Raw genomic sequence first — 25205 nt, forward strand, 5'->3', positions numbered from 1 at the left:
GGCTCAGGCAGACGATGCGCATCTCGAACAGCTGCGACACGGCCTCGCGCTGGACCCAGCCTTCGACGCGCAGGGCGTCGATGCTGGCGTTGGGTGAAGCGCCCGGAACCTCGAGACGGTAGAGCCGGTTGGTCTGGCTGAGCTCGGCCCAGAGCGCGCTGCGGTCAGCGGATGGCATCGTGATTCGCGTTTGCACAGGAGCTCATGGTTTGCATCGCTGGCCGGACTTGCAGTCCGCCGCGACCTCGGCCAGCGCCGAAGGCTGCGGCGCGGGGTCGGATGTCTTGCTGCGCTTGAGCAAGGCGGTCAGCAGGTCGGTGTCGGGATCGGGCCTGCTGGGACGCGCCGCCGCATGCGTGGTGTTGTCGTTGGCGCGCCGCGGCGTCTTCGATGCGTTGGCGGCTGTCTTGACGGGCTTGCTGTTCGCCGCCTGCGCGGGCTGCTTCGACGCGACGCGCTCAGGCTTCTTTGCCGCTGCGCTTGCTTTCTCGGCGTGGGGCGACTTCGCAGGCGCCACGGCCGCGACGCGCGCCGGCTTGGCAGCGGGTGGCACGGCCATGGGCTGCGCGCCGATGGCCGCGAACGGCGTGGATGGCTGTGGAGAGGGCGTGCCGGCTTCGACGATGCGCGCGGGTGTCGGTTCAGGCGCGGCGGGTGCCGGTGCAGGTGTCTCGGGCTTCGGCGGTGCAGCAACTGCAACTGCCGGAGCGAGATTAACCGCCGCAGCGGACGCGATATTCACCGATGCATCGGCGCGCTTCGACTGCAGCTGGTAGGTCGTGGCGCCCGCAACGCCGATCAGCAGCGCTACGGTGGCCCACACGCTCGGCCTTTTGATGAAAGGCCGGGTGCCGCTATCGCGGCCGCCGAACTGTGCAAGCACGCGCGTGGATTCTCCACCGGGTGAAGCAGGCGACGTGGCCGTGGTGGGTGTGCTCGAACCGAGCAGGCTCGGCCGTCCCTTGTTGGCGTCTGGCGCGCCCATCATGGATGGGCGGTCCCGAAAGCAGGCATGTTTTTTCTCCCCGCGGCTTTATGGTGTGACCGACGCAACGTTGCAACTTGGATGCAGTTGTCGCGTGCGACTGGTTCGAATTGTCGAGCGACTCATACAATGAATTGCTCTCTTCGAACACCGTTGATCTTCTTCGCTCTCTTTTGTTATTTTGCCTTGATGGTGGCCGCGCTTGCCATCTTCTTGTTCCCTTCTTTTCGTGATCGTGTGTTGCGAGCCACGATCTCTTTGTCGACTGCAATTGCAGTCTTTTTCATCAAGATCGGCCATCGATTCGGCCTGGTGTCCGAAGCAAGTTTTCAGTTGGTGCGCGATGGCGGTTCGGGTGTGCGTACTTTCGCCGTACGTCATCGTTATCTGCTGCTGTCGGGCATGGGTCTGCTCATCGTTCCGGTGATGTTGAGCGTGGCCTTCGGAACCGGCCGCGTTCTTTTTTTCGACGACTGGGCAACGACGAGCGATCCAAAAATCGAGGCGCTTCTCAAGGGCGAGCAACTGGTGCCGCCGCCGCCATTGCCGCCCGAAGTCTTCGCGACGGCAGAGGTCGAACAGGTCCGTCCGCTCACGAAGGAAGGCAGTCGCGACTGGGCCGTGCTCGATGCGGACTTCCGCAATCGCCTGCTGCTGGTCTACAAGATCATGAAAGAGAAACATGGCTACGACCTCGCGCTGCTCGAGGGTTATCGCAGCCCCGAACGACAGGCCAAACTCGCTGCGTTGGGCAACACGGTGACGCTCGCCAAGGCGAATCAAAGCTATCATCAGTATGGACTTGCGGCAGACAACGCGTTCTTTCGCAATGGCAAGCTGGTGATCTCGGAAAGAGACCCATGGGCCATGGAGGGCTACCGTCTTTATGGCGAGGTTGCCGAGTCCGTGGGGCTTGTCTGGGGTGGTCGTTGGTCCTTCAAGGATTACGGTCACGTGGAGTACCGCAAGCCCGGTTTCAAATTGCCACGCGACTGAATGCCCACACGGCATCGGTCGCATCGACAAACCAACGAGGCAAGCAAGGGGGAGTTCGAATGGAAGAGGATCAACCCGCAGCGGACAACGATCGTCCGTGGATCGTCCTGCACGACAAGACCGACCACGGCGGCCGCGTGATCACCGCGTCCGAGAACACGAGCATCGACGAGCGCCGCGTGGCGCGCGTCGGTGACCTGGTGTCGTGTCCGCGCGTCGGCCATGGCATCAATCCGATCGTGACAGGTAGCCGCTACGTCATGCTCGACGGCCGGCCCGTTGCGCGGCACGGTGACAAGAGCAGGTGCGGCTGCACACTGCTGTCGAGCCAGATCGCCTCCGCCTCCGAATGACCAAGGCCAACCGATCGGCCGCACACACGGCATGCGGCACGGCGACCGCGTGCGCCGTCGCATGACGAAGGCATCGACGAGCTCCTGATGCTGGCGCGACTGGTCAAGCCCACCCTCATGTTCTCCGCCGTGTTCATCACGGTGTGGGTGATCGTCGTCGTCTACTGGAACTACACGGCGCGCATGCCGAGCACGAGCGACATCGCGCTCTACCTCGTCGTGCTGCCGCTGGCGCTGGTGGTGTTCTATCTCTTGCTGCGACGGATCTTCACGGGCGCGTCGCCCGCTGTTGCATTGCCTTCGGCCGCGCGCGGTGCATCCGCTGCAACCGGTGCCGCCGCATCGACCGGGGCCACTGCCGACGCGCCGCAAGAGCGCCTGCAGATGGCGGTGCTCGCATTCGGTCTTCACACGCCGCGCGGCAACGATGCCGATGCGGTGGCCACCGCCGTCGGCCAGGCGCAAGCACCCGAGTTGGTCCCCGAACTTCGTGACGGCGAAGGCTTCCCCATGCTTGCGGGCTGTGTCGCCGGCATCGATGCGAACGAACTTCGCGAGCACCTGCGCGAGTCCCTGCGGCCCGCGCCTGAAGCCTTCAATGCCGACGCGCTGACCGACGACCGTTTGCGCGCCATCCACCTGATGTCCGACGTGCTGCAGGAGCTGCTGGCCTCGGCGACCGACGCGATCCTGAATGCCGGCGATGCGCTCTCGGTGCGCGCGCCCGGGCGTTTCGTGTCGAGCGGTGCGATCGTCCCCGGCTCGGCGGCCGCGCCGCCGCAGCTGTGCATCTCGCTGCTGTTGCCGGGTGCATGGAGCGAGAGCGAGCGCGCGATCGCCACGCAATGGGTGCAGCAGCTGGCGCGCGAAGCCGATCCTTCGCAGCACTGGATCGTCGACTGCTTCAAGAGCGAGGCCGGTGTCTCCGCGATGGCGCTGCTCGACCGCATCAATCTCGCGCTCCATCGCGAGCAGCGGCCCGCGCTGTGGATGGCACTGGCCGCCGACTCCGCGATTTCGAGCGAGTGCATCGCCCGATGGGAGGCCGAGGGCCTGCTGTATTCGGCCGCGCGCCGCAATGGCCGCGTGCCCGGCGAAGCGGCCGCCGGCCTGCTGCTGGCGCGCGCCGGCGATGCGCTGTTTGCGCCGCCGAATGCCGTGCTGCTCTCGCGCAGCGCGAGCGGCCAGCGGGGCGACTCCGCCGACACCGCGCGCATGCCCGACGCCAGCCTGCTCGACCTCTTCGCCCAACGTTTGCTGGCAGCCTCGACGCTGCAACCCGACACCATCGATTGGGTCGTGAGCGATGCCGATCACCGCGCGAGCCGCGTCACCGAAGTGGCCAAGCTCGTGCAGGAGCGGCTGCCTCACGTGCCGTTCGAAAACAACCTTTCCGTCTGCGCCAGCCTGGGCCATCTCGGGGCTGCGGCCGACATGACCGCCGTGGCGCTCGCATGCCACCTTGCAGCACGGGATTCACGTCACGTGCTCGCGCTTTCCGTGCAGGACGCGCGCGCCCGGACGGCCATGCTGGCCGGCCCGGCGAGCCCTGTGCCACAAGCTACTTAAACCGGACCGATTCCAGAAACATCTATGCGGCGATTCTTCAGTTTCCTGGCCGATCCACGCACCCTGTCGGTGATCGGCGCCGTCGCGCTCGGCGCATTCCTGCTGATCGGCGCGCGGACGCTCGAGATCGGCGCGATCTGGGCCGTCGCGATCTTCGCGGTGCTGTTGCTCCTGTGGCTGCTCGTCTGGTTCATCCGGCGCATGCGCACCCGCTCGGCCAACCGCAAGCTCGGCGACATGCTCGAGGACCAGGCCGATGCGGCCGTGCGCGACAGCGATCCCGAGCGCAAGGCCGAGATCGACGAACTGCGCGGACGCATGGTCGAGGCCGTCAAGACCATCAAGACCTCGAAGATCGGGCAGATGTCGGGCAGCGAGGCGCTGTACGAGCTGCCCTGGTACATGGTCATCGGCAATCCGGCGGCGGGCAAGAGCAGCGCCATCCTGAATTCCGGTCTGCAGTTTCCGTTTGCCGACAAGGGCAACGCGGTGATCCAGGGCATCGGCGGCACGCGCAACTGCGACTGGTTCTTCACCACCGAAGGCATCGTGCTCGACACCGCAGGCCGTTACTCGATCCACCAGGAAGACCGCAAGGAGTGGTTCGGCTTTCTCGACCTGCTCAAGAAGTACCGGCCGAAGGCGCCGATCAACGGGATCATCATCACGGCGAGCATCCCCGAGCTGATCGGCAGCCGGCCCGACTTCGCCATCCAGCTCGCGAAGAACCTGCGCCAGCGCATGCAGGAGCTGACCGAGCGGCTCGAGGTGTTTGCGCCGGTCTACGTGATGTTCACCAAGGCCGACCTGATCACCGGCTTCGCGGAGTTCTTCGGCGACAGCGACAAGATGGAGCGCGACCGCGTGTGGGGCGCCTCGCTGCCCTACGACGGCGACGAGAAGCAGGATGCCGTGGCCCTGTTCGACAAGCGCTTCGACGAGCTCTACCTGGGCCTGAAGGAAATCAGCGTCTCGCATTTCGCGACCCACCGCAGCAGCGACCCGTCGCCCGAGCTGTTGATCTTTCCGCTCGAGTTCGCGGCCATCAAGCCCGCGCTGCGCGCCTTCCTGGCCACGTTGTTCGAGAGCAACCCGTTCCAGCACAAGCCGGTGTTCCGCGGCTTCTACTTCACCAGCGCGCTGCAGGAAGGCACGATGCGCAGCCTGTCGACCGAGCGCATCGCGAAGCGCTTCGGGCTGACGCTGAACAACGCGGCCACCAAGTCGAAGGAAATCTATTCGCAGAACGGGTTCTTCCTGCGCGACCTGTTCTCCAAGGTGATCTTCGCCGACAAGAAGACCGTGCGGCAGTTCTCCAGCCCGGTCAAGGCGCGGCTGCGCTACGTGAGCTTCTTCGCCTTCGTCACCGTGCTGGGGCTGCTGCTCGGCGGGTGGACCTGGTCGTATCTCGGCAACCGGCAGCTGGTGGAGAACGTGCAGGCCGACCTCGACAAGGTGGTCAAGCTGCAGGCCAGCGACAACGGGCTGCGCACGCGCTTCGAGGCGCTCGGCATCCTGCAGGACCGCATCGAGCAGCTGGAGAAGTTCCGCAACGACCGGCCGCTGTCGCTGTCGCTCGGCCTCTACCAGGGCAACCAGCTGGAAGACAAGCTCGTGGCCGAGTACTACGGCGGCGTCAAGCAGCTGATGCTGGCGCCCGTATCCGACAACCTGCAGGCCTTCCTGCGCGAGGTCAACGCGCATCCGGAGCGCCTGAAGCGCGCCGACGCGGCGGGCAACCCTGCCGCGCCGGTCGCGGTCTCGACCACTGCGCCGGCAACGCCGCCGGTCGCGGAGGGCGGCGGCCTGTATGCGGGCTCGTCGCCGGCCGATGTGCAGGATGCCTACAACGCGCTCAAGACCTACCTCATGCTGTCCGACAAGCGGCAGGTGGAGACCGCGCACCTGACCGACCAGATCTCGCGCTTCTGGCGCGGCTGGCTCGAGAGCAACCGCGGCGACATGCCGCGCGCGGCGGTCATCCGCGATGCCGAGCGCATGATCACCTTCTACCTGCGCCGCGTGGGCGACGACAACTGGCCCGCGCTGGCGGACACCAACCTCGCGCTGGTCGAGCAGACGCGCGACAACCTGCGCCGCGTGGTGCGCGGCATGCCGGCGCGCGAACGGGTCTACGCCGAAATCAAGGCGCGTGCCTCGACGCGCTTTGCGCCGATGACGGTGGCGCGCATCCTCGGCGCGACCGCCGGTGGCGCCGAGAGCGAAGGCACCATTGCCGGCAGCATCGCCATCTCCGGCGCGTTCACGCGCGAGGCCTGGCAGCAGTACGTGGACGATGCGATCCGCGATGCCGCCAACAAGGAAACCTCGAGCAAGGACTGGGTGCTCAACGTCGCGGGCAACGACGACCTGACGCTCGAAGGCAGCCCCGAGCAGATCCGCAAGACGCTGGCCACCATGTACAAGCTGGAATACGCCAAGGAGTGGCAGCGTTTCCTGCAGGGCATCGCGGTCAAGGACATGGGCAGCTTCGAGCAGGCGGTGGTGGCAATGAACCTGCTGGGCGATCCGCAGAACTCGCCGATCCGCAAGGTCTTCGACACGGTCTACGACCAGACCTCCTGGGACAACCCCTCGCTGGTCAACGCCGGCTTGCAGCAGGCGCGCACCGGGGCGCTCAACTGGTTCAAGAACCTCTTCAGCCGCGCCACGCCGTCGCAGGTCAACGTGAACATCGACGCCAGCGGCAACCGCACCGAGATCCCGATGGGACCGATCGGCAGGGAGTTCGCGGGCGTGGCGCGCCTGGTGGTCGAGCGCGACAACACCTCGCTGCTGCGCGGCTATCTCGGCACGCTGTCGAAGCTGCGCGGGCGCTTCAACCAGATCAAGAACCAGGGCGACCCCGGACCGGGTGCGCGCCAGCTCATGCAGCAGACGCTGGAGGGCAACGGCTCCGAACTGGCCGACGCGCTGAAGTACGTCGACGAGCAGATGCTCACGGGCATGGACGCCTCGCAGCGCCAGGCCCTGCGGCCGCTGCTGGTGCGGCCGCTGCTGCAGGCCTATGCGGTGACGATCCAGCCGACGGCGGTGGAGGTCAACAAGATCTGGAGCGCGCAGGTGCACCAGCCGTTCCAGCAATCGCTCGCGACCAAGTACCCGTTCGCCGCGGGCGCGAAGATCGAGGCCTCGCCGGCGGAAATCGCGCAGTTCTTCGGACCCGAAGGCGCCATCGGCAAGTTCGTGACGACGACCCTGGGCTCGCTGGTCATCCGCCGCGGCGACCTGCTGTCGCCGCGCGCCTGGGGCGACCAAGGCCTCACGCTGAGCCCCGATTTCGTGAACGGCTTTGCGCAATGGGTGGCGCCGCTCTCGGGCGCCGCTGCCAACGGAGGCGGCGGCAGCGCGCAGCCGCAGACGCTGTTCCAGATCCTGCCGCAGCCCGTGTCGGGCCTGACGGAATACATGGTGGAAATCGACGGCCAGCAGCTGCGCTACCGCAACACGCCGCCGCAATGGTCCAACTTCGTCTGGCCCAACGCGCAGGGCACGCCGGGCGCACGGATCACCGCCGTGACCTTCGATGGACGCACCGTCGAGCTCATCAACGAGCCGGGCAACTTCGGGCTGGAGCGCCTGCTCAGCACGGCCCAGCGCACGCGACTGCCCGACGGCAGCTTCGAGCTCACCTGGGCGCGCGACAACGCGAGCGTGAGCGTCAAGCTGCGCGTGATCCAGAACACGCAGTCGGGCGCCTCGGGCAGCGATTCGCCGCAAGGCAAGGGCCTGCGCGGCACCGTGCTGCCTTCGTCGGTCGCGGAGATCGGCGGTCCCGCGCAAGCACGCGCAGCGGCGGCGGCATCGGGAGCTGGCAAATGAGCGGATTGCAGACACAACAGCTGTGCTACTTCGGCAAGTTGCCCAGCCGCGGCGACTTCGTGAAGGGGCTCTACAACCCGCAGCTCATCAAGGTGTTCGACAACTGGCTGTCGCAGACCATGGAGACGCTGTCGGAAGACCCGCGCTGGAAAATCATCTACGACAACGCGGCGCCGATGCATTTCGTCTGCCTCGGCTCGCGCAGCCGCGTGGCCATTGCGGGGCACATCAAGGCGAGCCGCGACGAGTCGTCGCGCCGCTATCCGTTCCTCGCGGCCACCTCGCTCGAGATCGACGAGGCGCTCGACTTCATGCGCGGTGCGCCGATGCTGATCGGCCCCTACTGGGACCGCATGGCGGTGCAGGTCGATGCGCTGGCGGCCGGCACCGACCTCGACAGCGAACTGAAGCGGTTCGAAGCCATCGATCCGGCCATCGAGACCGGGTTCAAGAAGTCGGCATCGCGCGCCACCTATGCGGCCTTCACCCGCGACACGAGCCTGCTGCGCATCGAGCAGATGCTGAATTTCGACGGCCACAAGGTGTCGCTGCGACGTGCCATCCTGGCACTCGGACTGCTGCTGCAGCCGGTGATGGCCAGTGCGGTGTCGCACCTGGAGAAGGGGCTCACGCTGCCGCTGCCGCGCGACCCGGTCGACCGCTCGCTGATCGCCACTTTCTGGCTCGAGCTGGTGTCGCAGTTCCTCGCCAAGGCCGACTTCGAGCTGGTGCTGCTGGCCACGGAGATCGACGGCCGTTCGCGCCTCGTGATCGGCTTCAACGGCCTGTCGCCGCGCAGCCTGCAGAGCGTGCTGCATCCGCAGGTCTACACCGAGCACAACATCGACATCGACAACCCGGAATGGGTCGAAGACACCATCCACAGCAACTATGCGATGTTCAAGCTGGTGAGCTACCTCGACCAGCCGCAGCTGCCGCTCGACATCGTGCTTTCCGCCTTTCGCGAAGTCTTCATCGGGGAATGACACGGTCATGAATTGTTCTTTGCGCGTTCTGTCTTTGGCCCTCGGACTTGTGCTCGTTCCGGCGGCGCAGGCCCAGCAGACGACCGGCGCCGCCAGCGCCCACGTCGAAACCACGGGCGCGGCCGCCGGCAAGGGCGAACAGGTCGTGGCCGGCGGGCAGGTGCCCGACGAGGCCACGCGCGTCGCGGTCATCGAGGCGCTGCGCCGCATCTACGGACCCGGCAGCGTGATCGACAAGATCGAGGTGGTGAACACCGTCAGCATGCCGGCCAACTGGGCCGCCAACGTGCAGCGGCTGATCACGCCCTCGCTCAAGGAAATCCATCGCGGCCAGTTCCAGATCGAGGGCACGCAGATGGCGCTGAGCGGCGAGGTCGGCAACGAGGCGCTGCGCCAGAAGATCGTGAGCGACATGGCGAACGCGCTCAACCCGACCTACACCATCAAGAACAGCCTGCGCGTGCCCGCGTCGGAGCAGATCACGGTCGACCAGGCGCTGGCCAACCGGACCATCGAGTTCGAACTGGGCAGCGCCACACTGACGCGCAAGGGCCGCGACATCCTCGACGAGATGGCGCCGATCCTGCAGAAGCTCACCAACAAGTCGGTGGCGGTCGTCGGCCATACCGACAACGCTGGCAGCCGGGCCTCGAACCTGGCGTTGAGCCAGTCGCGCGCCGAGGCGGTCAAGGGCTACCTGGTGGGCAAGGGCATCGACCCGATGAACCTCACGACCTCGGGCGTCGGCCCTGACCAGCCGCTGGCAAGCAACGCAACCGACGAAGGCCGCTCGCGCAACCGGCGCATCGAGTTCCGGGTCGGACGCACCTGAACGAGGGCGCGTCCGTTTCGTTCGTGGCCTGCTGCGTGCGCAGGCTGCTCAGCGCGACGCGTCGTCGTTCTTCGGCAGGTCGAGCAGGTCCACCAGCTGGGCCAGTTCCTGCTCATTCTTGATCACGTTGCGCAGCCAGGCGTGCAGCGGCATGTCGGCCCAGCGCGCGGCCTTGTTCGCCATGTAGGCGGCGGGGCTCGACGGCTCTGTCTTCTCGAAGTACGCCGCCACTTCCTTGAGCTGCGCGATGGCCTGCGCGCGGCTGTGGATGCCGGGCGGCAGGGCAGCCACCGCTGTGTGCGGATGCGGCACCACGGCGTCGAGCACCGGCTCGATGCGCGAGGGAGCAGGCGTGCCGGCGGCCGGTGCGGCGGCGGGGGCCGCGGGCGCACCGCTGTCCATCGGCACTCCGGCCTCGCGTGCAAAGCGCTCGACCGTCTGGCGGATGGCCGCGGCCGCATCCTTCGCGGCCCGGAAGCTCGGGCCGTTCGAGGCGGTCCGTTCGTCGAACACGGTTTCGAACGCGGCCAGCGCCTGCTCGCAGGCGTGCAGGTCGCGGTGCGTCTTCTGCAGGAACTTCGCCGGCGTGGCGCGGCGGATGCGGTCGAATTGCTCGACCGTTACCTTGTTGCGCTGCAGTTCGTCGGCCTGCGCCGGCGTGCGGCGGATGCTCTGGTCGAGCGCCAGCGCGGTCTCCCAGACCAGAGCGCCGTAGCCGGTGTTGGCATCGCTCACGATGGGTGCGCGCTGCAGCAGCTCGACCGAGCGCGCGATCAGCCAGGCGACATTGCCGACCCGCATCTCGATGTCGCCGCCGTCGGGCAGCGGGTGCAGTTCGTTCCAGTGGTGCTGGCACAGGCCCGTGAGCAGGCGGTAGCCGTCGGCGAGACCCTCGAAGCCGCGCTGGCTGGCCAGGGCGTCGGTGAGCCACACCGCGAGCCGCAGGTCCTTGGTCGATTCGCGCAGCAGCTTCTCGCACTCGGAGATCACGAAGGGCCAGTTGGCCTCCTTCAGCTCGATGACCCACTCGCCCTGCTCGAGCGATGGGTCGTCGTGCTTGCGCGCCTCCTGGATGGCATCGAATTGCCGCGAGAACAGCATGTCCTCGCCGCAGGGCGAGGTCTCCGAGATCGGGGCCAGCAGGGCCGGGAGGTCGAGCCGTGTCGTCATGGCAGTGAGATGGTCAGGTTGGCCTGCCGCGGGCCGAGCTTCACGATGTCCTGGTAGCTCGCGAGCGTGGTCTGCGTGGTGCCGCCAAGATGGGCCGACAGGCCGATGAACCCGAGCAGCCCGATCAGGGCGAACAGCGCGGCCACCACCCACTGCGGGGCCTCGCGCTTGAGCGAGTGCGAAATCAGGTCGGGCAGCGGCCAGTGCGGTGCGAACGGCGTGCGCTTGCCGCGCGCGTTGGCAATCTCGTCGCCCACGCGCGCGGTGAGGTACGACAGCTTCTCGGTGCCGTCGATGGTGTACTTGCCCTGGAAGCCCAGCAGCAGGCACATGTAGAACACCTCGAGCGTCTGGATGCGCGCGGCGCCGTGGGCCCGCTCGGTCTCGAGCATCTTGAAGAAGTTCTCGCCGGCCAGCTGGTCGCCGAACAGCGTGAGCTGCAGCGGCCTGCGCTCCCATTCGGAGCGGATGGCGAACTCGGGCGACGCGAGCACGAACTCGTCGATGGTCGCGCAGAAGGCGTACTTGGCCGCGTGGATCTGCTCGGCCGTCACGTTGAGCTTGCGCGCGTTGCGCTCGAACTCGGCCATGTAGTTGCGGATGCCGGCGAGGAACTGCTCGGTGGTGGCGGGCTGCTGCTTCTTCTTCAGCAGGAACAGCATCACGAAGCCGTCGTACAGCAGGTCGAGCAGGCTCGAATCGGCGTCGGGGGCGGCGCCTGCGGGCGTGAACGACGCGGCGGGCGCGTCTGCGCCCAGCAGGGAAGGGGCCTTGTTGATGGTGGTGTTCATTGCGATCAGGCGATCAGCCGGTCACGGCAATCAGTTCGAGCTGCATGTCGGGGATGCCGGCCGGCGCATAGATGGTGACGCTCTGCGCCTGCAGCATGCGGTCGTACAGCTGGCTCTTGCTGTCGATGGAGAAATAACAGGCGCCCGCACGGATCGGGATGGCCGGCGGCACCTGCGGTGCGTAGACGATGCGCACGCCCGGCATGGCCGACAGCACCAGCTTGTCGACGTCTTCGGGTGCGCCGATCTTGAAGCGCTGCGGCACCGCCTCGGCCAGCTCGGCGGCCGGCATGCTGGCGGTGACCGCCATGTAGAACACGGTCTTGTCGTCGATCTTTCCGGAGTCGAGGCGCCCGAGGTAGAAGGCATTGCGCGTCTCGGTCAGCGCGATCGCGAAGTAGCGCGTCGAGATCACGGTGTCGAGCAGGTCGCGCACGATGCGGTCGAGTTCGGCGAAGGCGGGGCCCGGCTTCTCGTGGTCGTACACCGGCAGGTCGTTCAGCGAATAGGTCTTGGCGAAGGTCATCAGCGCGCCGGCCAGGCTCAGCAGTTCCTGGAACAGCCGCTCCGGATGCAGCGACGGGTGATGGAACAGGTGCGAGAGCGAGGCGAAGGCCGCGTTGGCGGTGTGCAGCAGCCAGAACGATGCGATGTCGCCGGAGCGGAACTCGATGATGTTCTTGCTCGGTTCGCGGTGGATGCCGTAGAGCGAGTTGACCTTGGCCTGCAGCACGTCGAGCAGGCGGCGCAGCTGCTGGAAGATGGTGGCCGAGGCGTCGATGCAGGTGCACGGCGGCACGAAGCTGCGGTCGATCTCGAAGCCGCCCGCGGCGGTGCGCCGGATGCGGATCACGGGGATCGACACGAACTGCTCGCGCGGCTCGGTGTCGGCGAGCAGCTTCACGCTCTTGCGCAGGAACACCACCTCGGCGCTCACGGCGTTGGTGTACAGGTCGAGCGATTGCGTCGCGTCGCTGGTGTAGCGCGCGGCGAAGCCTTCCTCGCTGGGGTCGCTGTAGTTCTTGCCAAGCTCCTTGACCGGGTGCAGCACCAGGTAGAAGGTGATCTCGTTCTGGCCCGGGTTGAGCGTGTCGAGGGCAATGGGTGGCGGCAGCGCGTCGGCCTGCGGTGCCGAGTAGGGTTCGCCGTCGGGAAAGACCAGCGACAGCTGCGAGGCCCGGAGCATGCCGCTGGCGAGCGCGTCCAGGTCGAAGCTGATGGAGCGGACGCCCCAGAAGTACGGATGCAGCGTCTGCGCCGTGGCGCGCAGGCGCGCCTCGTGGTACGCATCCTGACGCTGGAAATGCTGGGGGCGTAGAAACAAGCCCTCTCCCCAGAGGACCTTGGCGGCATAGCTCACGTCGGATCAACTCCCCTAAATTTTTCGGCAGTATCGCACCGTAGTTTGCTGACGGACAAGGCCGTCAGGCGGGCGACGGCCGGCAGTTCACCGGCCCCAGAAGGTTGAGTGCACCCGCGGGCGCTGCGCCTTGCGCATTCTGCTGGCCGACCACCGCGCCTTGCGTCACCGTCAGCGCGCAGGCATGCGCGCCCATCACGATGCCGGTCTTCTCGGCCTCCACGGCGTTGAAGGCGAAGCGCCAGCGCTGGGCGTCGGGCGAGTGGAACAGCACCACGACGCCCACTGCGTTGGCCGTGCGCGGCACGGTCTCGGTCCAGGTGTATTGCTGGTCGGGAATCAGCGTGATCTCGCGGCTCTCGACGAGGTCGTCGCCGAGCTGCGTCTTGTCTCTTCCCGGCGTGACGAAGGCGTCGAACGAGGACTGGTAGAAGCCCGTCGTTTCCTTGAGCTTGTAGATGCGCACCACCACGGCAAGCGGCCGGTTGCGGCCGTCGGCGTTGAGGTTCTTGCCCGCCGCGATCGACATCGACACCTTGCGCGGCGGCTTCTGCGACTCGGGCAGTTCGGGCTTCTTCAGGCCGCTCGCCTCGAGGGCGATGTTGGCGATCGTGAGGGCTGGAGAGCTGCATCCGCCGAGCATCAACGCCATCAGCAGCGCGCTCATCGTGATTGGTGTTTTCATTGAACGACAGATGGAACTGAATTCAAACGGCTGTCTCATTGGGCTTGAATAATTAGCCGCGTGATTTGAGGATTAAGTAGTTTGCATTACGTATCTTCATTTAATCAACGTAAGCGAATATGTAGTATCGTGTATTGTCATTGGTCGCAACTTAATGAATGATTGCGGCCTGCCAAAAAAAAGTCAGATCCAAGCGGAGGGATTGTGTTGATTCGAAAGTACATGACTTGCACGATGATTGCCGGGGCCATTGCAGCCACCAGCTTTCTGTCGGGTTGCACCACCACACCAGACGCCGCGGTGGCTCAGTCCACCGAGGCCTTCAACAAGAGCCTGGCAGAGGCCGATGCCGCCGCTGCCGCAGCCACCGGCGACAAGTCCGCCGCCATCCGCCAGTACCAGAAGATCGCCACGGACAACCCGAGCCGCGGCGAGCCGTGGTCGCGGATCGCGCAGATCTACTTCAACGAAGGCCGCTACAGCCTGGCCATCTCGGCGGCCGAGGAAACGCTGCGGCGCGACCCCGCAAGCCGCCAGGCCAAGAGCATCACCGCCGTGGGCGGCCTGCGGCTGGCGGCCCGTTCCATCGAGGACCTGGGCAAGGACAGCACCCTGAGCGGCGATGCCAACGCCGACGCCTACCGGCTTGCCGCGCTGCTGCGTGAAACCCTGGGCCTCTCGGTGCTGGTGCCGGCCGGCGCGGACGCCAAGTCGCCCCCGCGCCGCCCCACGGCCGCCAGCCCTGCGGCCGCGCCTTCTCCCTCGACCGCTTCGCAGCCCACCCCGGTCGCCGCGGTGCGCCCGCCACCGGCGGCGCGTCCGGCGCCCGCACCGGCCGCTGCGCCAGCCCCGCGCGCGGGTGGGTCCGCCAATCCATTCGACGCGCTCAAGTAGTCTTTTCGGCGTTCCGAATTGGTTAATTAAACCAAAGTATCAATTTAATTGCGTGCCGTCTCGCAATAAGACGCACAAAGTAGTAATTCGTCTCGCAGTCCTATTGGGAAGGTATTGAAGCTTATGGCGACAAAAAGACAGAGCGTGCAAAAGCGCCTCCAGAAAGTGCGCCCGCCGCGCGTGCAACTCACTTATGACGTCGAACTCGGCGACGCCATCGAGAAAAAGGAATTACCGTTCGTCGTCGGCGTGGTCGCCGACCTGGCGGGCCAGTCCGAGCTGGAGCAGCCCAAGCTCAAGGACCGCAAGTTCGTCAATGTCGACCGCGACAACCTCGACGACGTCATGAAGGGCCTGGCCCCGCGCGCGGCCTACCAGGTGGAGAACAAGCTCGACGAACGTGGAGGCACCTTCGCCGTCGACCTCACCTTCAACTCGATGGACGCTTTCTCGCCCGAGGCCGTGGTCGACCAGATCGAGCCGCTCAAGCGCCTGCTCGACGCGCGCACCAAGCTGGCCGACCTGCGCAACAAGATGGCCGGCAACAGCAAGCTCGAAGACCTGCTGGCCGACGTGCTGAACAACACCGAGCAACTCCAGCGCCTGGGGCAGGGCGCCGGCAAGAAGGACGAAAGCTGAACATGACTGCGCAAGCACTATCGGCATCGAGCGGTGCCGTCTCGTCCGAGGCGTCGGTCGACCTGCTCGACCAGATCGTCGAGAAGAGCAAGGTCGCCAAGTCCGACGCGGAGCACACACGCGCCAAGGACCTCATCGGCGAGCTGGTCAGCCAGGTGCTCGAGGGCTCGGTGATCGTTTCCGACAACGTCTCGGCCATGATCGACGCCCGCGTGGCAGACCTCGACGCGCTCATCTCCGCGCAGCTCAGCGCCGTGATGCACGCTCCGGAGTTCCAGAAGCTCGAGAGCACATGGCGCGGCCTCGAATACCTCGTGAAGGAAACGCCGACCGGCACGATGCTCAAGATCAAGGTCATCAACGCCACCAAGCGCGACCTGATCCGCGACTTCAAGGCCGCCGTCGAGTTCGACCAGAGCGCGATGTTCAAGAAGGTCTACGAAGAAGAGTTCGGCACCTTCGGCGGTGCGCCGTTCGGCGCGCTGGTCGGCGACTTCGCCGTCACCCGCCAGCCGGAAGACATGTACTTCCTCGACCAGATGGCGCACGTGGCCGCCGCGGCCCACGCGCCCTTCATCGGCGCTGCGTCGCCCGAACTGCTGGGCCTGGAGAGTTTCGACGACCTCGGCAAGCCGCGCGACATGGCCAAGGTGTTCGACACCGTCGAGTACGCCAAGTGGAAGTCGTTCCGCGATTCGGAAGACTCGCGCTACGTGGGCCTGACGCTGCCGCGTTTCCTCGGCCGCCTGCCGTATCACCCGCGCGAAGGCACGGTGGTCGACAGCTTCAACTTCGTGGAAGACGTCGACGGCACCGACCACTCCAAGTACCTCTGGTGCAACGCCGCCTGGGCCTTCGCCACGCGCCTGACGGCCGCGTTCGACGACTTCGGCTGGTGCGCGGCCATCCGCGGCGTGGAAGGCGGCGGTCTGGTCGAAGACCTGCCCACGCACACCTTCAAGACCGACGAAGGCGAGATCGCCCTCAAGTGCCCGACGGAGATCGCCATCACCGACCGGCGCGAGAAGGAGCTGAGCGACCTCGGCTTCATTCCGCTCGTGCACTGCAAGAACTCCGACTACGCCGCCTTCTTCGGCGCGCAGTCGCTGCAGAAGCCCAAGAAGTACAACACCGACAGCGCCAACGCCAACGCGGTGCTCTCGGCGCAGCTGCAGTACATCTTCTCTGTGTCCCGTATCGCGCACTACCTCAAGGCCATGATGCGCGACAAGATCGGCAGCTTTGCCTCGGCACACAACGTCGAACAGTTCCTCAACCGCTGGATCGCGCAGTACGTGCTGCTCGACGACAACGCGACGCAGGAACAGAAAGCGCAATTCCCCTTGCGGGAAGCGGCCATCCAGGTGGGCGAAGTGCCTGGCCGGCCCGGCGTGTACCGCGCGGTCGCTTTCCTGCGGCCGCACTTTCAACTGGATGAGCTGTCGATTTCACTGCGCTTGGTCGCCGATCTGCCGAAGTCAGTGAATAAGTAAGAAGAGGCGGATCGGAAGCGCGGCCGAGGGGCCGTGCATCAACACGTTAACTGTCAGTCAATCAATCAAGAAGGGGAAGAGAAACATGAAAGATATCTACGTCAAGTTCGGTAGCCCGGCCATCAACGGCGAGTCGCAGGACAAGGACCACAAGGACTGGGTCGAAGTCAGCTCCTGGCAGCACAGCATCGTGCAGCCGCGATCGGCCACCGCGTCGACCGCCGGCGGCCACACTGCCGAGCGCTGCGAGCACGGCGAAATGATCTTCACCAAGGACATGGACGTGGTCAGCCCGCTGCTGTATCAGCATGCTTCGGGCGGCACCACTTTCGACGAGGTGACGGTGCAGTTTTACCGCGCCGACGGTGAAGGCAAGCGCGTTCAGTACATGGAGATCAAGCTCAAGTACGTGCTGATCGCCAGTGTGAACCCGAAGGTCGTGAGCACCGACGTGGCCAGCGTGCCGAGCGAGACCTTCTCGCTGAAGTACGCCGCCGTGCAGTGGAAGTACACGCAGCAGAAGATCGGCGGCAACCAGGGCGGCAATTCGCAAGGCGCCTGGAGCCTGACCAAGAACGACAAGACCTACTCGGTCTGACGCCAGTCGGGCGATGTAGACCGCGGCGCAGGCCGCGGTTTCTTTTTGGCGCCGCGCCCACGCGCGGCGCCTTGCCCGATGTCCGACGCACGAGGGAGACCCATGACAGGATTCGAACCGGGCTTGCTCGACAAACTGTTCGATGACGACTGGCGCGGGCCGGCTTCGCCGGTGCTCCGGCATCTCTCGCTCGAAGAAGTCAAGAACATGGTCGCGCGCGACCTTGAATCCCTGCTCAACACCCGCATGGTCTTCAGCGACGCGAAGCTCGAGGCTTTTCCCGAGTGCCGGCGTTCCGTCATGACCTACGGCCTGAGCGATTTCTCGGGCCTGAGCCTCGCGAGCCACTACGACCGCTCGTTCATCTGCCGCTCGCTGGAGCAGGCCATTGCCCGCCACGAGTCGCGGCTGCGCGACGTCGTGGTGTCGCTCGAGGTCGACGGCCAGACCAGCACCAACATGCTCTATTTCGGAATCACCGCCCTGCTCGTGCTGCCTGAGCTCGCCGAGCCGGTGAACTTCGACGCCATGCTGCAGCCCACGACGCTGCAGTATTCGATCACGCGCGGCACCGGCAAGAGCCGCGCCGCCTAGGACACCATGGACGAGTTGCTGCCCTTCTACGAGCGAGAGCTGGCCTTCCTGCGCAGCTATTCGCAGGAGTTCGCCAAGGGCTATCCGAAGATCGCGGCGCGCCTCGCCATTTCCGCCGACAGCAGCGAAGACCCGCATGTCGAGCGCATGATCCAGTCGTTCGCGCTCTTGACCGCCCGCATCAGCAAGAAGCTCGACGACGACTACCCCGAGCTGACCGAGGCGCTGCTCGAGGTGCTCTATCCGCACTACCTGCGCCCCTTTCCCTCCTGCTCGATCGCGCAGTTCGACGCCGGCGGCGCGGCACTCGCGAAGCTGAGCAAGCCCATCACCATCGCGCGCGGCACCGAGCTCACCTCGCAGCCGGTGCGCGGCGGCGCCTGCCGCTTCCGCAGTGTCTACGACGTGACGCTGGCGGCGGTGCAGGTGTCCAATGTGGTGTTCCATTCGGTGGTCAATGCACCCGCGCATGCCTCGCTGCCGCGCAACGCCACGGGTTGCCTGTCGATCACGCTCGAGGCGACCGGCGAGCAGAAGTCGCTCGGCACGCTGGCGCTGACCATGGCGCGCCTGCGCACCTTCATCGACGCCGAGCCCTCGCTCGCCACGGCACTGGCCGATGCAATTTTTCTGAAGACGGCGGCCGTATTCGTGGAGCCCGAGCGCAGCGGCAAATGGACCCTGGTGCAGGGCGAGGCGCTGCACCCCGTCGGCTTCGACGAGGCCGATGCGCTCATCGAACTGCCGCCGCGCTCGCATCCGGCGTACCGCCTGCTGAGCGAGTACTTCGCGTTCCCCGAGAAGTTCAACTTCGTCGACATCGACCTGGCGAATGCGCTGCGCCACATCGGCTCGTGCCGCTCGATCACGCTGCATCTCGTGATGACCGGCGTGCGCGCCGATTCGCCTGCCGCGCGGCTTCTCGAAGGCGTCTCCAGCCGCAACCTGCGGCTGGGCTGCACGCCCGTCATCAATCTCTTCAAGCAGCGCAGCGACCCGATCCGGGTCACGCATGCCGCCGCGGCCTACCCGGTGGTGGCCGATGCGCGCCGGGCCTTCGGCTTCGAGGTCTACAGCATCGACTCAGTCAAGCTCGTCAAGCAGACCGCCGAGGGCGACGCCTACATCGAGTTCCGGCCCTTCTATTCGCTGCATCACGGCGAGCATCCGAAGGGCGCCGAGCACTACTGGTTCGCGCGGCGCAACGAGCTGGTGGCGCAGCGCAGCCCGGGCTACGAGACCGAGCTGTCCATCGTCGACATCGACTTCCAGCCCTCGCTGCCGCAGACCGAGACGCTGAGCATCGACCTCACCTGCACCAACCGCGACCTGCCGCATTCGCTGGCCTTCGGCCTGCCGGGCGGCGACCTGTTCATCGAGGGCAACTCGGTCGCACGCTCGATCCGCATGCTGCGCCGCCCGACGCAGACACTGCGCATGCCGCGCGGCAAGGGCGTGCAGTGGCGGCTCGTTTCGCACCTGTCGCTCAACCACCTGTCGCTGGCCAACAGCGGGCTGCCGGCACTGAAAGAGATGCTGCGGCTCTACGACCTCGGCCGCTCGGCCGTGTCGGCGCGGCAGATCGAGGCCATCACCGCGATCGACCAGCAAGCCACCACGCAGTGGCTGCCGGGCAAGCCCTTCGCCACCTTCGTGCGCGGCATCGAGCTGCGGCTGACGGTGGACGAGGCCGGCTTCGTGGGCAGCAGCCTGCAGGCCTTCGCCCGCGTGATGGACCATTTCTTCGGACTCTATGTGCACCTGAACAGCTTCACCCAGCTGGTGATCGTTTCGGCGCGCGACAAGGAGGAGCTGGTGCGATGCAAACCCCGCAGCGGCGAATCGATCCTGCTGTAGCCGACCGGCTGCTGCGCGAACCCTACCGCTTCGAGTTCTTCCAGGCGGTGAGGCTGCTCGAGCTCGTGCTGCTGCGGCGCCAGGAGCGCGACGTGCACCAGCGCCTGGTGCCCGGCGAACGCATGGTGCCGCGCTGGATCCGCTTTCGCAGCTCCATGAGCCTGAACTTCCCGCCCAGCGAGATCGAGGCGCTGGCGGTGCGCGACGCGGTGGGCCAGCTGGTGTCGAGCGCCGAGCTGTGCGAGCCCACAGTGCCCAGCGAGGACGGCCACGGACTCGGCCGCATCGATCTCACGCCCGCCTCCTTCGGCATGCTGGGTGTTTCGGGCGCCTTGCCGATCGTCTACACCGAGATGCTGATGCGCCGCGAACAGCATCTGCGCGACAGTTCGGCGCGCGCGTTTCTCGATGTGTTCACCAATCGCGCCACCGCGCTTTTCTATGCGGCCTGGCGCAAGTACCGCCTGCCGCTGCACTACGAACACGAGCGCAGCCGCGCCTACCTGCCGGTGCTGCTGTCGATGGCCGGACTGGAGCACACGGCCCAGCGCGATCCGCTGACCGACGGCACGGGCACGGTGTTCGACGAAACCGTGGCCGGCTACGCGGCCGCCGTGCGGCACCGGCCGATGTCGGCCGCCTACCTGCAGCGCGTGCTGTCCGACTATTTCCGCAGCAAGATCCGCATCGAGCAGTTCCTCGGCAAGTGGTACGACATGCCCGTGCAGCAGCGCTCCAGGCTTGGCGAAGGCAACGTGAGCCTTGGGCAGAACGCGATGGCAGGCGAACGCATCTGGCAGCGCGACCTGCGCATACGGCTGTGGATCGGCCCGCTCAAGCGCAGTGCGCTGCGCGAATTTTTTCCGGGCCGCGCGCATGCGAAGGCGCTCGAAAAAATGCTTGCCTTGCTCGCCGGCGTGACCTGCGAATACGAGGTGCGGCTGATCCTGGCCCGCGAAGAGGTCAGCGCGGTCCAGCTCAGCGATGGCGGCGGCAGCCACCTCGGATGGGACAGCTTCATCGCCACCGGCGAGGCCGAGAGCGACCGCAGCGACACCCAGTACGAACTCCAGCCCCTGCAGTGACCTTTCAACGAAGAAGACCGACAGAAGACAACCATCGCTCATGAGCACATCGCTGAAAACACTGATCACCAAGCTCAACGGCAGCACACGCATGGCCACGCAGCGCGCCGCCAACCTGTGCCTGGCCAACGGCCACTACGAGGTGGACCTCGAACATCTTTTCCTGGCCCTGCTCGAACAGGCCGACAACGACCTCGCGCGCGTGCTGCGCGCCAACCGCATCAGCGCCACCGCAATCCAGTCGGACCTCGAGCGCGAGATCCAGACCTTCAAGAACGGCAACACGCGCACGCCGGTGTTCTCGCAGCACCTGCAGCAGCTGTTCCAGCAGGCATGGCTGCTGGCCTCGCTCGATGCGCACGTGGCGCAGATCCGCTCGGGCCACCTGCTGCTGGCACTGCTGACCCAGCCCGACCTCGCGCAGCTCGCTCAGCGCGGCTCGCCGCTGTTCGCGAAGATCCGCCTCGAAGACCTGAAGCACGACTTCGACAAGCTCACCGATGGCTCGAGCGAAGCGGCCGAGGCCGGCGCATCGGGCACGGCCTCCGACAGCGATGCGCAACAACCACCGGCCGATCCGCTGGCTGCAACAACGCCCGGCAAGACGCCCGCGCTCGACCAGTTCACCACCAACCTCACGCAGCGCGCGCGCGACGGCGCGCTCGACCCCGTGATCGGCCGCGACACCGAGATCCGACAGGTCATCGACATCCTGATGCGCCGGCGCCAGAACAACCCCATCCTCACGGGCGAGGCCGGCGTCGGCAAGACGGCGGTGGTCGAGGGGCTGGCGCTGCGCATCGCGGCGCAGGACGTGCCCGAGTCGCTGCGCGCCGTGGCGCTGCACACGCTCGACATGGGACTGCTGCAGGCCGGTGCGAGCGTGAAGGGCGAGTTCGAGAACCGGCTCAAGAACGTCATTGCCGAAGTCAAGAAGAGCCCGCATCCGATCGTGCTCTTCATCGACGAGGCCCACACCATGATCGGCGCGGGCGGCCAGGCCGGACAGAGCGATGCGGCGAACCTGCTCAAGCCGGCGCTGGCGCGCGGCGAGCTTCGCACCATCGCCGCCACCACCTGGGGCGAGTACAAGAAGTACTTCGAGAAGGACGCCGCGCTGGCACGGCGCTTCCAGGTCGTGAAGGTCGAGGAGCCCAGCGAGACGCTGGCCGCCGCCATGCTGCGCGGCATGGTGCCGCTGATGGAGAAGCACTTCAACATCCGCGTGCTCGACGAGGCCATCACCGAGGCCGTGCGCCTGTCGCACCGCTACATCAGCGGCCGCCAGCTGCCCGACAAGGCGGTGAGCGTGCTAGACACCGCGTGCGCCAAGGTCGCGCTCGGGCAGAGTGCGACGCCGGCGCTCATCGAAGAAGCCAACCGCGGCCTCGAACGCATCGAAGCCGAGAGCGCCGCGCTGGTGCGCGACACTGCGGCCGGCGGACGCCATGAAGCGCGACTGGCCGAGTTGGCAGAACAGAAGAGTGCACTGCAGGCCGAGCTGGCCGCGAGCCAGCAACGTCTTGCCGAAGAGAACGCGCTGGTCGAACGCATCCGCGCACTGCGTGCCCAACGCGATACATCTGCCGCGCAGACCGAATCCGAACCCGCATCTGTGGAAAAGACCCCGGTCCGCGCCGCTGGTCGCAAGAAAGCTGCCGCCGCCGCGGACCCCGAGCGCGACCAGCTCGACGCCCTGCTTGCCGAACTGCGCGCGCTGCAAGGCACCACGCCGATGGTGCCGCTGCAGGTCGACGGCCATGTCGTCGCCGAGATCGTCTCGGCCTGGACCGGCGTGCCACTGGGCCGCATGGTCAAGGACGAGATCAAGACCGTGCGCAGCCTCGACACCCTGCTGGCCGAGCGCGTGATCGGGCAGGACCACGCGCTCGCTGCCGTGGCCCAGCGCGTGCGCACCGCCAGCGCCCGCCTCGAGGACCCCAACAAGCCGCGCGGCGTGTTCATGTTCGTCGGCCCCTCGGGGGTCGGCAAGACCGAGACCGCGCTCGCGCTGGCCGACATCCTCTACGGCGGCGAGAAGAAGCTCATCACCATCAACATGAGCGAGTACCAGGAGGCGCACAGCGTCTCCGGCCTCAAGGGCTCGCCGCCGGGCTACGTGGGCTACGGCGAAGGCGGCGTGCTCACCGAGGCCGTGCGGCGCCAGCCCTACAGCGTGGTGCTGCTCGACGAGGTCGAGAAGGCGCACCCCGACGTGCTGGAGATGTTCTTCCAGGTGTTCGACAAGGGCATGATGGACGATGCCGAGGGCCGCGAGATCGACTTCCGCAACACGCTGATCATCCTGACCTCGAACGTCGGCTCGTCGCAGATCATGCAGGCCTGCCTCAACAAGGCCGACGACGAGCGCCCCGCGCCCGACGCGCTGGCCGATGCATTGCGCCCCGTGCTCATGAAATCCTTCAAGCCGGCCTTCCTCGGCCGCATGAAGGTGGCGCCGTTCTACCCGATCACCGATGCGGTGCTGGAGCAGATCATTGCGCTCAAGCTCGGCCGCATCCGCGACCGCATCGCGAGCAACCACAAGGCGGTGTTCGAGTGGGACGACGCGCTCGTCGAGGCCGTGCTCGCACGCTGCACCGAGGTCGATTCGGGCGCGCGCAACGTCGATCACATCCTGAACGGCACGCTCTTGCCCGAGATCGCCGAGGCCGTGCTCACGCGCATGGCCGACGAGACACCGCTCGCGAAGATCAAGGCCAGCTGCGCCAAGAGCGGCGAGTTCCGCTACCGGATCACCTAGGCGCGGCGGCGGTTCGGGTCAACGGGAGAACCAGAGACATGACGGACTTCAACTCGGCTTCACTCGGCGCGCTGCTGCGCGCGGGTCCTGCGGGCACCTTGCAGCGCGACCGCCTGCTGGTGCTGCACACCCCCTTGGGCGCCAACAAGCTCTTGGCCGAGCGCCTCGACGGCGTGGAGTSCCTCGACGGCGGGGGCTTCCGCTTCGAACTCACCGCGCTCAGCGACGACGCCCACATCGAACTCAAGACCCTGATGGGCCAGGGCGTGCGCCTSGAYCTGCAGACYGCCCAGAGCCGCACCGAACTGCGCCCCTTCCACGGCCACGTGACCGAAGCCGAGTGCGTCGCCAGCAACGGCGGCATGGCCCGCTACCGGCTCGTCATCGAGCCCTGGCTCGCCTTCCTGCGCCACCGCCAGGACAGCTGCCTGTTCCAGCACCAGAGCGTCATCGACATCGTCGACGCCGTGTTCGCCCGCTACCAGGGGCAAGCAAAACTCGCGGTGCAATGGCGCTGGGACATCGCCCAGCGCGACATCTACCCCGTGCGCGGCATCACCACCCAGTACCACGAGAGCGACTTCGACTTCGTCGCCCGGCTGCTCGCCGAAGAAGGCCTGTGCCACTGGTTCGAGCATGCGACCGGCCAGGACGGCGCCCTCGGCAGCCACACCCTCGTCATCGCCGACCACAACGGCGCCTTCCGCGCCAACGCGCAGCCCACCATCCGCTTCCACCGCGCCGATGCCAGCGAGCGCGAAGACACCATCCAGCAATGGCGAGGCAGCCGCCAGCTGCAGACCAACAGCCTGGCGCAGCAGAGCTGGGACTACAAGAGCGTGAGCGCCAGGCCCGTGCAGCAGCAAAGCCGTGGCGCAGGCCACCGCACCTTGCACTGGAGTGACGACCCCGGCGCCTACGGCTGGGAGACCTCGGCCCAGGGCGAGCGCCTGCTGGCCAACGCCCTGCAGGCCCTGGAGCTGCGCAACAAGCGCTTCGACGGCCAAAGCGCCGTGCGCACCCTGGCCCCTGCCACCACCTTCACCCTCAGCGGCCACGCGCAGCACGACCAGGACAGCGAACAGGACCGCCGCTTCGCCGTGCTCGCCGTGCGCCACATCGCGCGCAACAACTTCGACGAAGACCTCAAGGCCGGCGTTGGCGAACGCCTCGGCCTGCCCGACATCGCCACCGCGTTCGACGAGCCGGGCGGCAAGGCCAGTACCGGCAACGCCAACAACACCCGCCCCGACACCGTCACCCACTACCGCAACGAGTTCACGACAGTGCGCGCCGCCATCCCCTACCGCCCGCTCAGCGTGGACGGCCATGGCCGGCGCATCCACCCCAAGCCCAGCGTGCACGGCAGCCAGAGCGCCATCGTCATCGGCGTGGGCGGAGACGCACCGATCCACACCGACCGCGACCACCGCATCAAGGTCCAGTTCCACTGGCAGCGCGGCAGCGCCGCCAGCGCCAGACAACCCCGCACCGATGGCCAGGACAACGCCCCCGCTGCCGACCGCCTCGGCGCCTGGGTGCGCGTGGCCGCCAGCGCCGCCGGCGACAACTGGGGCCAGGTCAGCTTGCCGCGCGTGGGCCAGGAGGTGCTCGTCGAGTTCCACCACGGCGACATCGACCGCCCCGTGGTCGTCGCCGCCCTCTACAACGGTGCCGGCCAGACCGACGCCCAGCACAACCAGAAGCCCGC

The 25205-nt window shown here is 66.7% G+C and carries 20 protein-coding genes; 15 read left to right on the forward strand and 5 right to left on the reverse strand.

Going from position 1 to position 25205, the window contains the following annotated elements:
* Window positions 1-202: 202 nt before the first annotated feature.
* Entirely contained in the window at window positions 203-988 is a 786-nt protein-coding gene (locus AC1DXX_RS28460) for a hypothetical protein (RefSeq protein WP_478137564.1), read from the reverse strand.
* A gap of 150 nt (window positions 989-1138) precedes the next feature.
* On the opposite strand from AC1DXX_RS28460, the gene AC1DXX_RS28465 reads away from it, so the two are divergent.
* The 6 genes from AC1DXX_RS28465 to AC1DXX_RS28490 all read left to right on the forward strand — a co-directional run bounded on the left by AC1DXX_RS28465 (window position 1139) and on the right by AC1DXX_RS28490 (window position 9564).
* Window positions 1139-1981, forward strand: a complete 843-nt coding sequence (locus tag AC1DXX_RS28465) for a M15 family metallopeptidase (RefSeq protein ID WP_478137565.1) — start codon at window positions 1139-1141, stop codon at window positions 1979-1981.
* A 59-nt stretch (window positions 1982-2040) separates the two neighbouring features.
* A complete protein-coding gene (locus AC1DXX_RS28470; RefSeq protein WP_478137566.1) occupies window positions 2041-2334 on the forward strand; it encodes a PAAR domain-containing protein in 294 nt (97 codons plus the stop codon).
* A gap of 87 nt (window positions 2335-2421) precedes the next feature.
* Window positions 2422-3903, forward strand: a complete 1482-nt coding sequence (locus AC1DXX_RS28475; protein WP_478137567.1) for a hypothetical protein — start codon at window positions 2422-2424, stop codon at window positions 3901-3903.
* Window positions 3904-3927: 24 nt separating this feature from the next.
* Window positions 3928-7746, forward strand: a complete 3819-nt coding sequence (tssM, locus tag AC1DXX_RS28480) for a type VI secretion system membrane subunit TssM (RefSeq protein ID WP_478137568.1) — start codon at window positions 3928-3930, stop codon at window positions 7744-7746.
* Entirely contained in the window at window positions 7743-8732 is a 990-nt protein-coding gene (gene tagF, locus AC1DXX_RS28485) for a type VI secretion system-associated protein TagF (RefSeq protein ID WP_478137569.1), read from the forward strand. The genes tssM and tagF overlap by 4 nt, the downstream gene beginning before the upstream one ends.
* Window positions 8733-8739: 7 nt before the next feature.
* On the forward strand, window positions 8740-9564 hold the full coding sequence (locus tag AC1DXX_RS28490; RefSeq protein ID WP_478137570.1) for an OmpA family protein: 825 nt from the start codon (window positions 8740-8742) through the stop codon (window positions 9562-9564).
* A 48-nt stretch (window positions 9565-9612) separates the two neighbouring features.
* Here the strand turns inward: AC1DXX_RS28490 and tssA are convergent, their stop codons facing one another.
* The 4 genes from tssA to tssJ all read right to left on the reverse strand — a co-directional run bounded on the left by tssA (window position 9613) and on the right by tssJ (window position 13570).
* Entirely contained in the window at window positions 9613-10734 is a 1122-nt protein-coding gene (gene tssA, locus AC1DXX_RS28495; RefSeq protein WP_478137571.1) for a type VI secretion system protein TssA, read from the reverse strand.
* Window positions 10731-11513, reverse strand: coding sequence for a type IVB secretion system protein IcmH/DotU (gene icmH, locus AC1DXX_RS28500; RefSeq protein WP_478137582.1), 783 nt, complete (start codon window positions 11511-11513; stop codon window positions 10731-10733). Before icmH ends, tssA begins: the two co-directional genes overlap by 4 nt.
* Before the next feature lie 25 nt (window positions 11514-11538).
* Entirely contained in the window at window positions 11539-12885 is a 1347-nt protein-coding gene (gene tssK / locus AC1DXX_RS28505; RefSeq protein WP_478137572.1) for a type VI secretion system baseplate subunit TssK, read from the reverse strand.
* Window positions 12886-12949: 64 nt separating this feature from the next.
* On the reverse strand, window positions 12950-13570 hold the full coding sequence (tssJ, locus tag AC1DXX_RS28510; protein ID WP_478137573.1) for a type VI secretion system lipoprotein TssJ: 621 nt from the start codon (window positions 13568-13570) through the stop codon (window positions 12950-12952).
* 234 nt (window positions 13571-13804) lie between these two features.
* On the opposite strand from tssJ, the gene AC1DXX_RS28515 reads away from it, so the two are divergent.
* The 9 genes from AC1DXX_RS28515 to AC1DXX_RS28555 all read left to right on the forward strand — a co-directional run.
* Window positions 13805-14464, forward strand: coding sequence for an outer membrane protein assembly factor BamD (locus AC1DXX_RS28515; protein WP_478137574.1), 660 nt, complete (start codon window positions 13805-13807; stop codon window positions 14462-14464).
* Window positions 14465-14587: 123 nt separating this feature from the next.
* The gene (gene tssB, locus AC1DXX_RS28520; RefSeq protein WP_478137575.1) at window positions 14588-15103 is read left to right on the forward strand and encodes a type VI secretion system contractile sheath small subunit; all 516 of its coding nucleotides are present in this window, start codon (window positions 14588-14590) and stop codon (window positions 15101-15103) included.
* A 2-nt stretch (window positions 15104-15105) separates the two neighbouring features.
* On the forward strand, window positions 15106-16596 hold the full coding sequence (gene tssC, locus AC1DXX_RS28525) for a type VI secretion system contractile sheath large subunit (protein ID WP_478137576.1): 1491 nt from the start codon (window positions 15106-15108) through the stop codon (window positions 16594-16596).
* A gap of 85 nt (window positions 16597-16681) precedes the next feature.
* Window positions 16682-17194, forward strand: a complete 513-nt coding sequence (locus tag AC1DXX_RS28530) for an Hcp family type VI secretion system effector (protein ID WP_176661952.1) — start codon at window positions 16682-16684, stop codon at window positions 17192-17194.
* 102 nt (window positions 17195-17296) lie between these two features.
* Window positions 17297-17788 (forward strand): type VI secretion system baseplate subunit TssE, encoded by a 492-nt coding sequence (gene tssE / locus AC1DXX_RS28535; protein ID WP_478137577.1) that lies wholly within the window; start codon window positions 17297-17299, stop codon window positions 17786-17788.
* A gap of 6 nt (window positions 17789-17794) precedes the next feature.
* On the forward strand, window positions 17795-19645 hold the full coding sequence (tssF, locus tag AC1DXX_RS28540; protein WP_478137578.1) for a type VI secretion system baseplate subunit TssF: 1851 nt from the start codon (window positions 17795-17797) through the stop codon (window positions 19643-19645).
* Entirely contained in the window at window positions 19609-20730 is a 1122-nt protein-coding gene (gene tssG, locus AC1DXX_RS28545; protein ID WP_478137579.1) for a type VI secretion system baseplate subunit TssG, read from the forward strand. Before tssF ends, tssG begins: the two co-directional genes overlap by 37 nt.
* 40 nt (window positions 20731-20770) lie before the next feature.
* Window positions 20771-23494 carry a type VI secretion system ATPase TssH gene (tssH, locus tag AC1DXX_RS28550; RefSeq protein ID WP_478137580.1) on the forward strand — a complete coding sequence of 908 codons (2724 nt, stop codon included), beginning with the start codon at window positions 20771-20773 and terminating at the stop codon, window positions 23492-23494.
* A 38-nt stretch (window positions 23495-23532) separates the two neighbouring features.
* The coding region (locus tag AC1DXX_RS28555) for a type VI secretion system Vgr family protein (RefSeq protein ID WP_478137581.1) at window positions 23533-25205 on the forward strand (1673 nt) is incomplete at its 3' end.

The sequence above is a fragment of the Variovorax sp. P4_B10 genome, assembly GCF_056402375.1.

Coding starts and splice junctions, on each gene's coding strand:
- AC1DXX_RS28490 (WP_478137570.1), top strand. CDS start 8,740: ATGAATTGTTCTTTGCGCGTTCTGTCTTTGGCCCTCGGACTTGTGCTC.
- tssB (WP_478137575.1), top strand. CDS start 14,588: ATGGCGACAAAAAGACAGAGCGTGCAAAAGCGCCTCCAGAAAGTGCGC.
- AC1DXX_RS28475 (WP_478137567.1), top strand. CDS start 2,422: ATGCTGGCGCGACTGGTCAAGCCCACCCTCATGTTCTCCGCCGTGTTC.
- tssH (WP_478137580.1), top strand. CDS start 20,771: ATGAGCACATCGCTGAAAACACTGATCACCAAGCTCAACGGCAGCACA.
- tssC (WP_478137576.1), top strand. CDS start 15,106: ATGACTGCGCAAGCACTATCGGCATCGAGCGGTGCCGTCTCGTCCGAG.
- tssG (WP_478137579.1), top strand. CDS start 19,609: ATGCAAACCCCGCAGCGGCGAATCGATCCTGCTGTAGCCGACCGGCTG.
- tssA (WP_478137571.1), bottom strand. CDS start 10,734: ATGACGACACGGCTCGACCTCCCGGCCCTGCTGGCCCCGATCTCGGAG.
- AC1DXX_RS28530 (WP_176661952.1), top strand. CDS start 16,682: ATGAAAGATATCTACGTCAAGTTCGGTAGCCCGGCCATCAACGGCGAG.
- tssM (WP_478137568.1), top strand. CDS start 3,928: ATGCGGCGATTCTTCAGTTTCCTGGCCGATCCACGCACCCTGTCGGTG.
- AC1DXX_RS28460 (WP_478137564.1), bottom strand. CDS start 988: ATGATGGGCGCGCCAGACGCCAACAAGGGACGGCCGAGCCTGCTCGGT.
- tagF (WP_478137569.1), top strand. CDS start 7,743: ATGAGCGGATTGCAGACACAACAGCTGTGCTACTTCGGCAAGTTGCCC.
- tssF (WP_478137578.1), top strand. CDS start 17,795: ATGGACGAGTTGCTGCCCTTCTACGAGCGAGAGCTGGCCTTCCTGCGC.
- tssE (WP_478137577.1), top strand. CDS start 17,297: ATGACAGGATTCGAACCGGGCTTGCTCGACAAACTGTTCGATGACGAC.
- tssJ (WP_478137573.1), bottom strand. CDS start 13,570: ATGAAAACACCAATCACGATGAGCGCGCTGCTGATGGCGTTGATGCTC.
- AC1DXX_RS28515 (WP_478137574.1), top strand. CDS start 13,805: ATGATTGCCGGGGCCATTGCAGCCACCAGCTTTCTGTCGGGTTGCACC.
- AC1DXX_RS28470 (WP_478137566.1), top strand. CDS start 2,041: ATGGAAGAGGATCAACCCGCAGCGGACAACGATCGTCCGTGGATCGTC.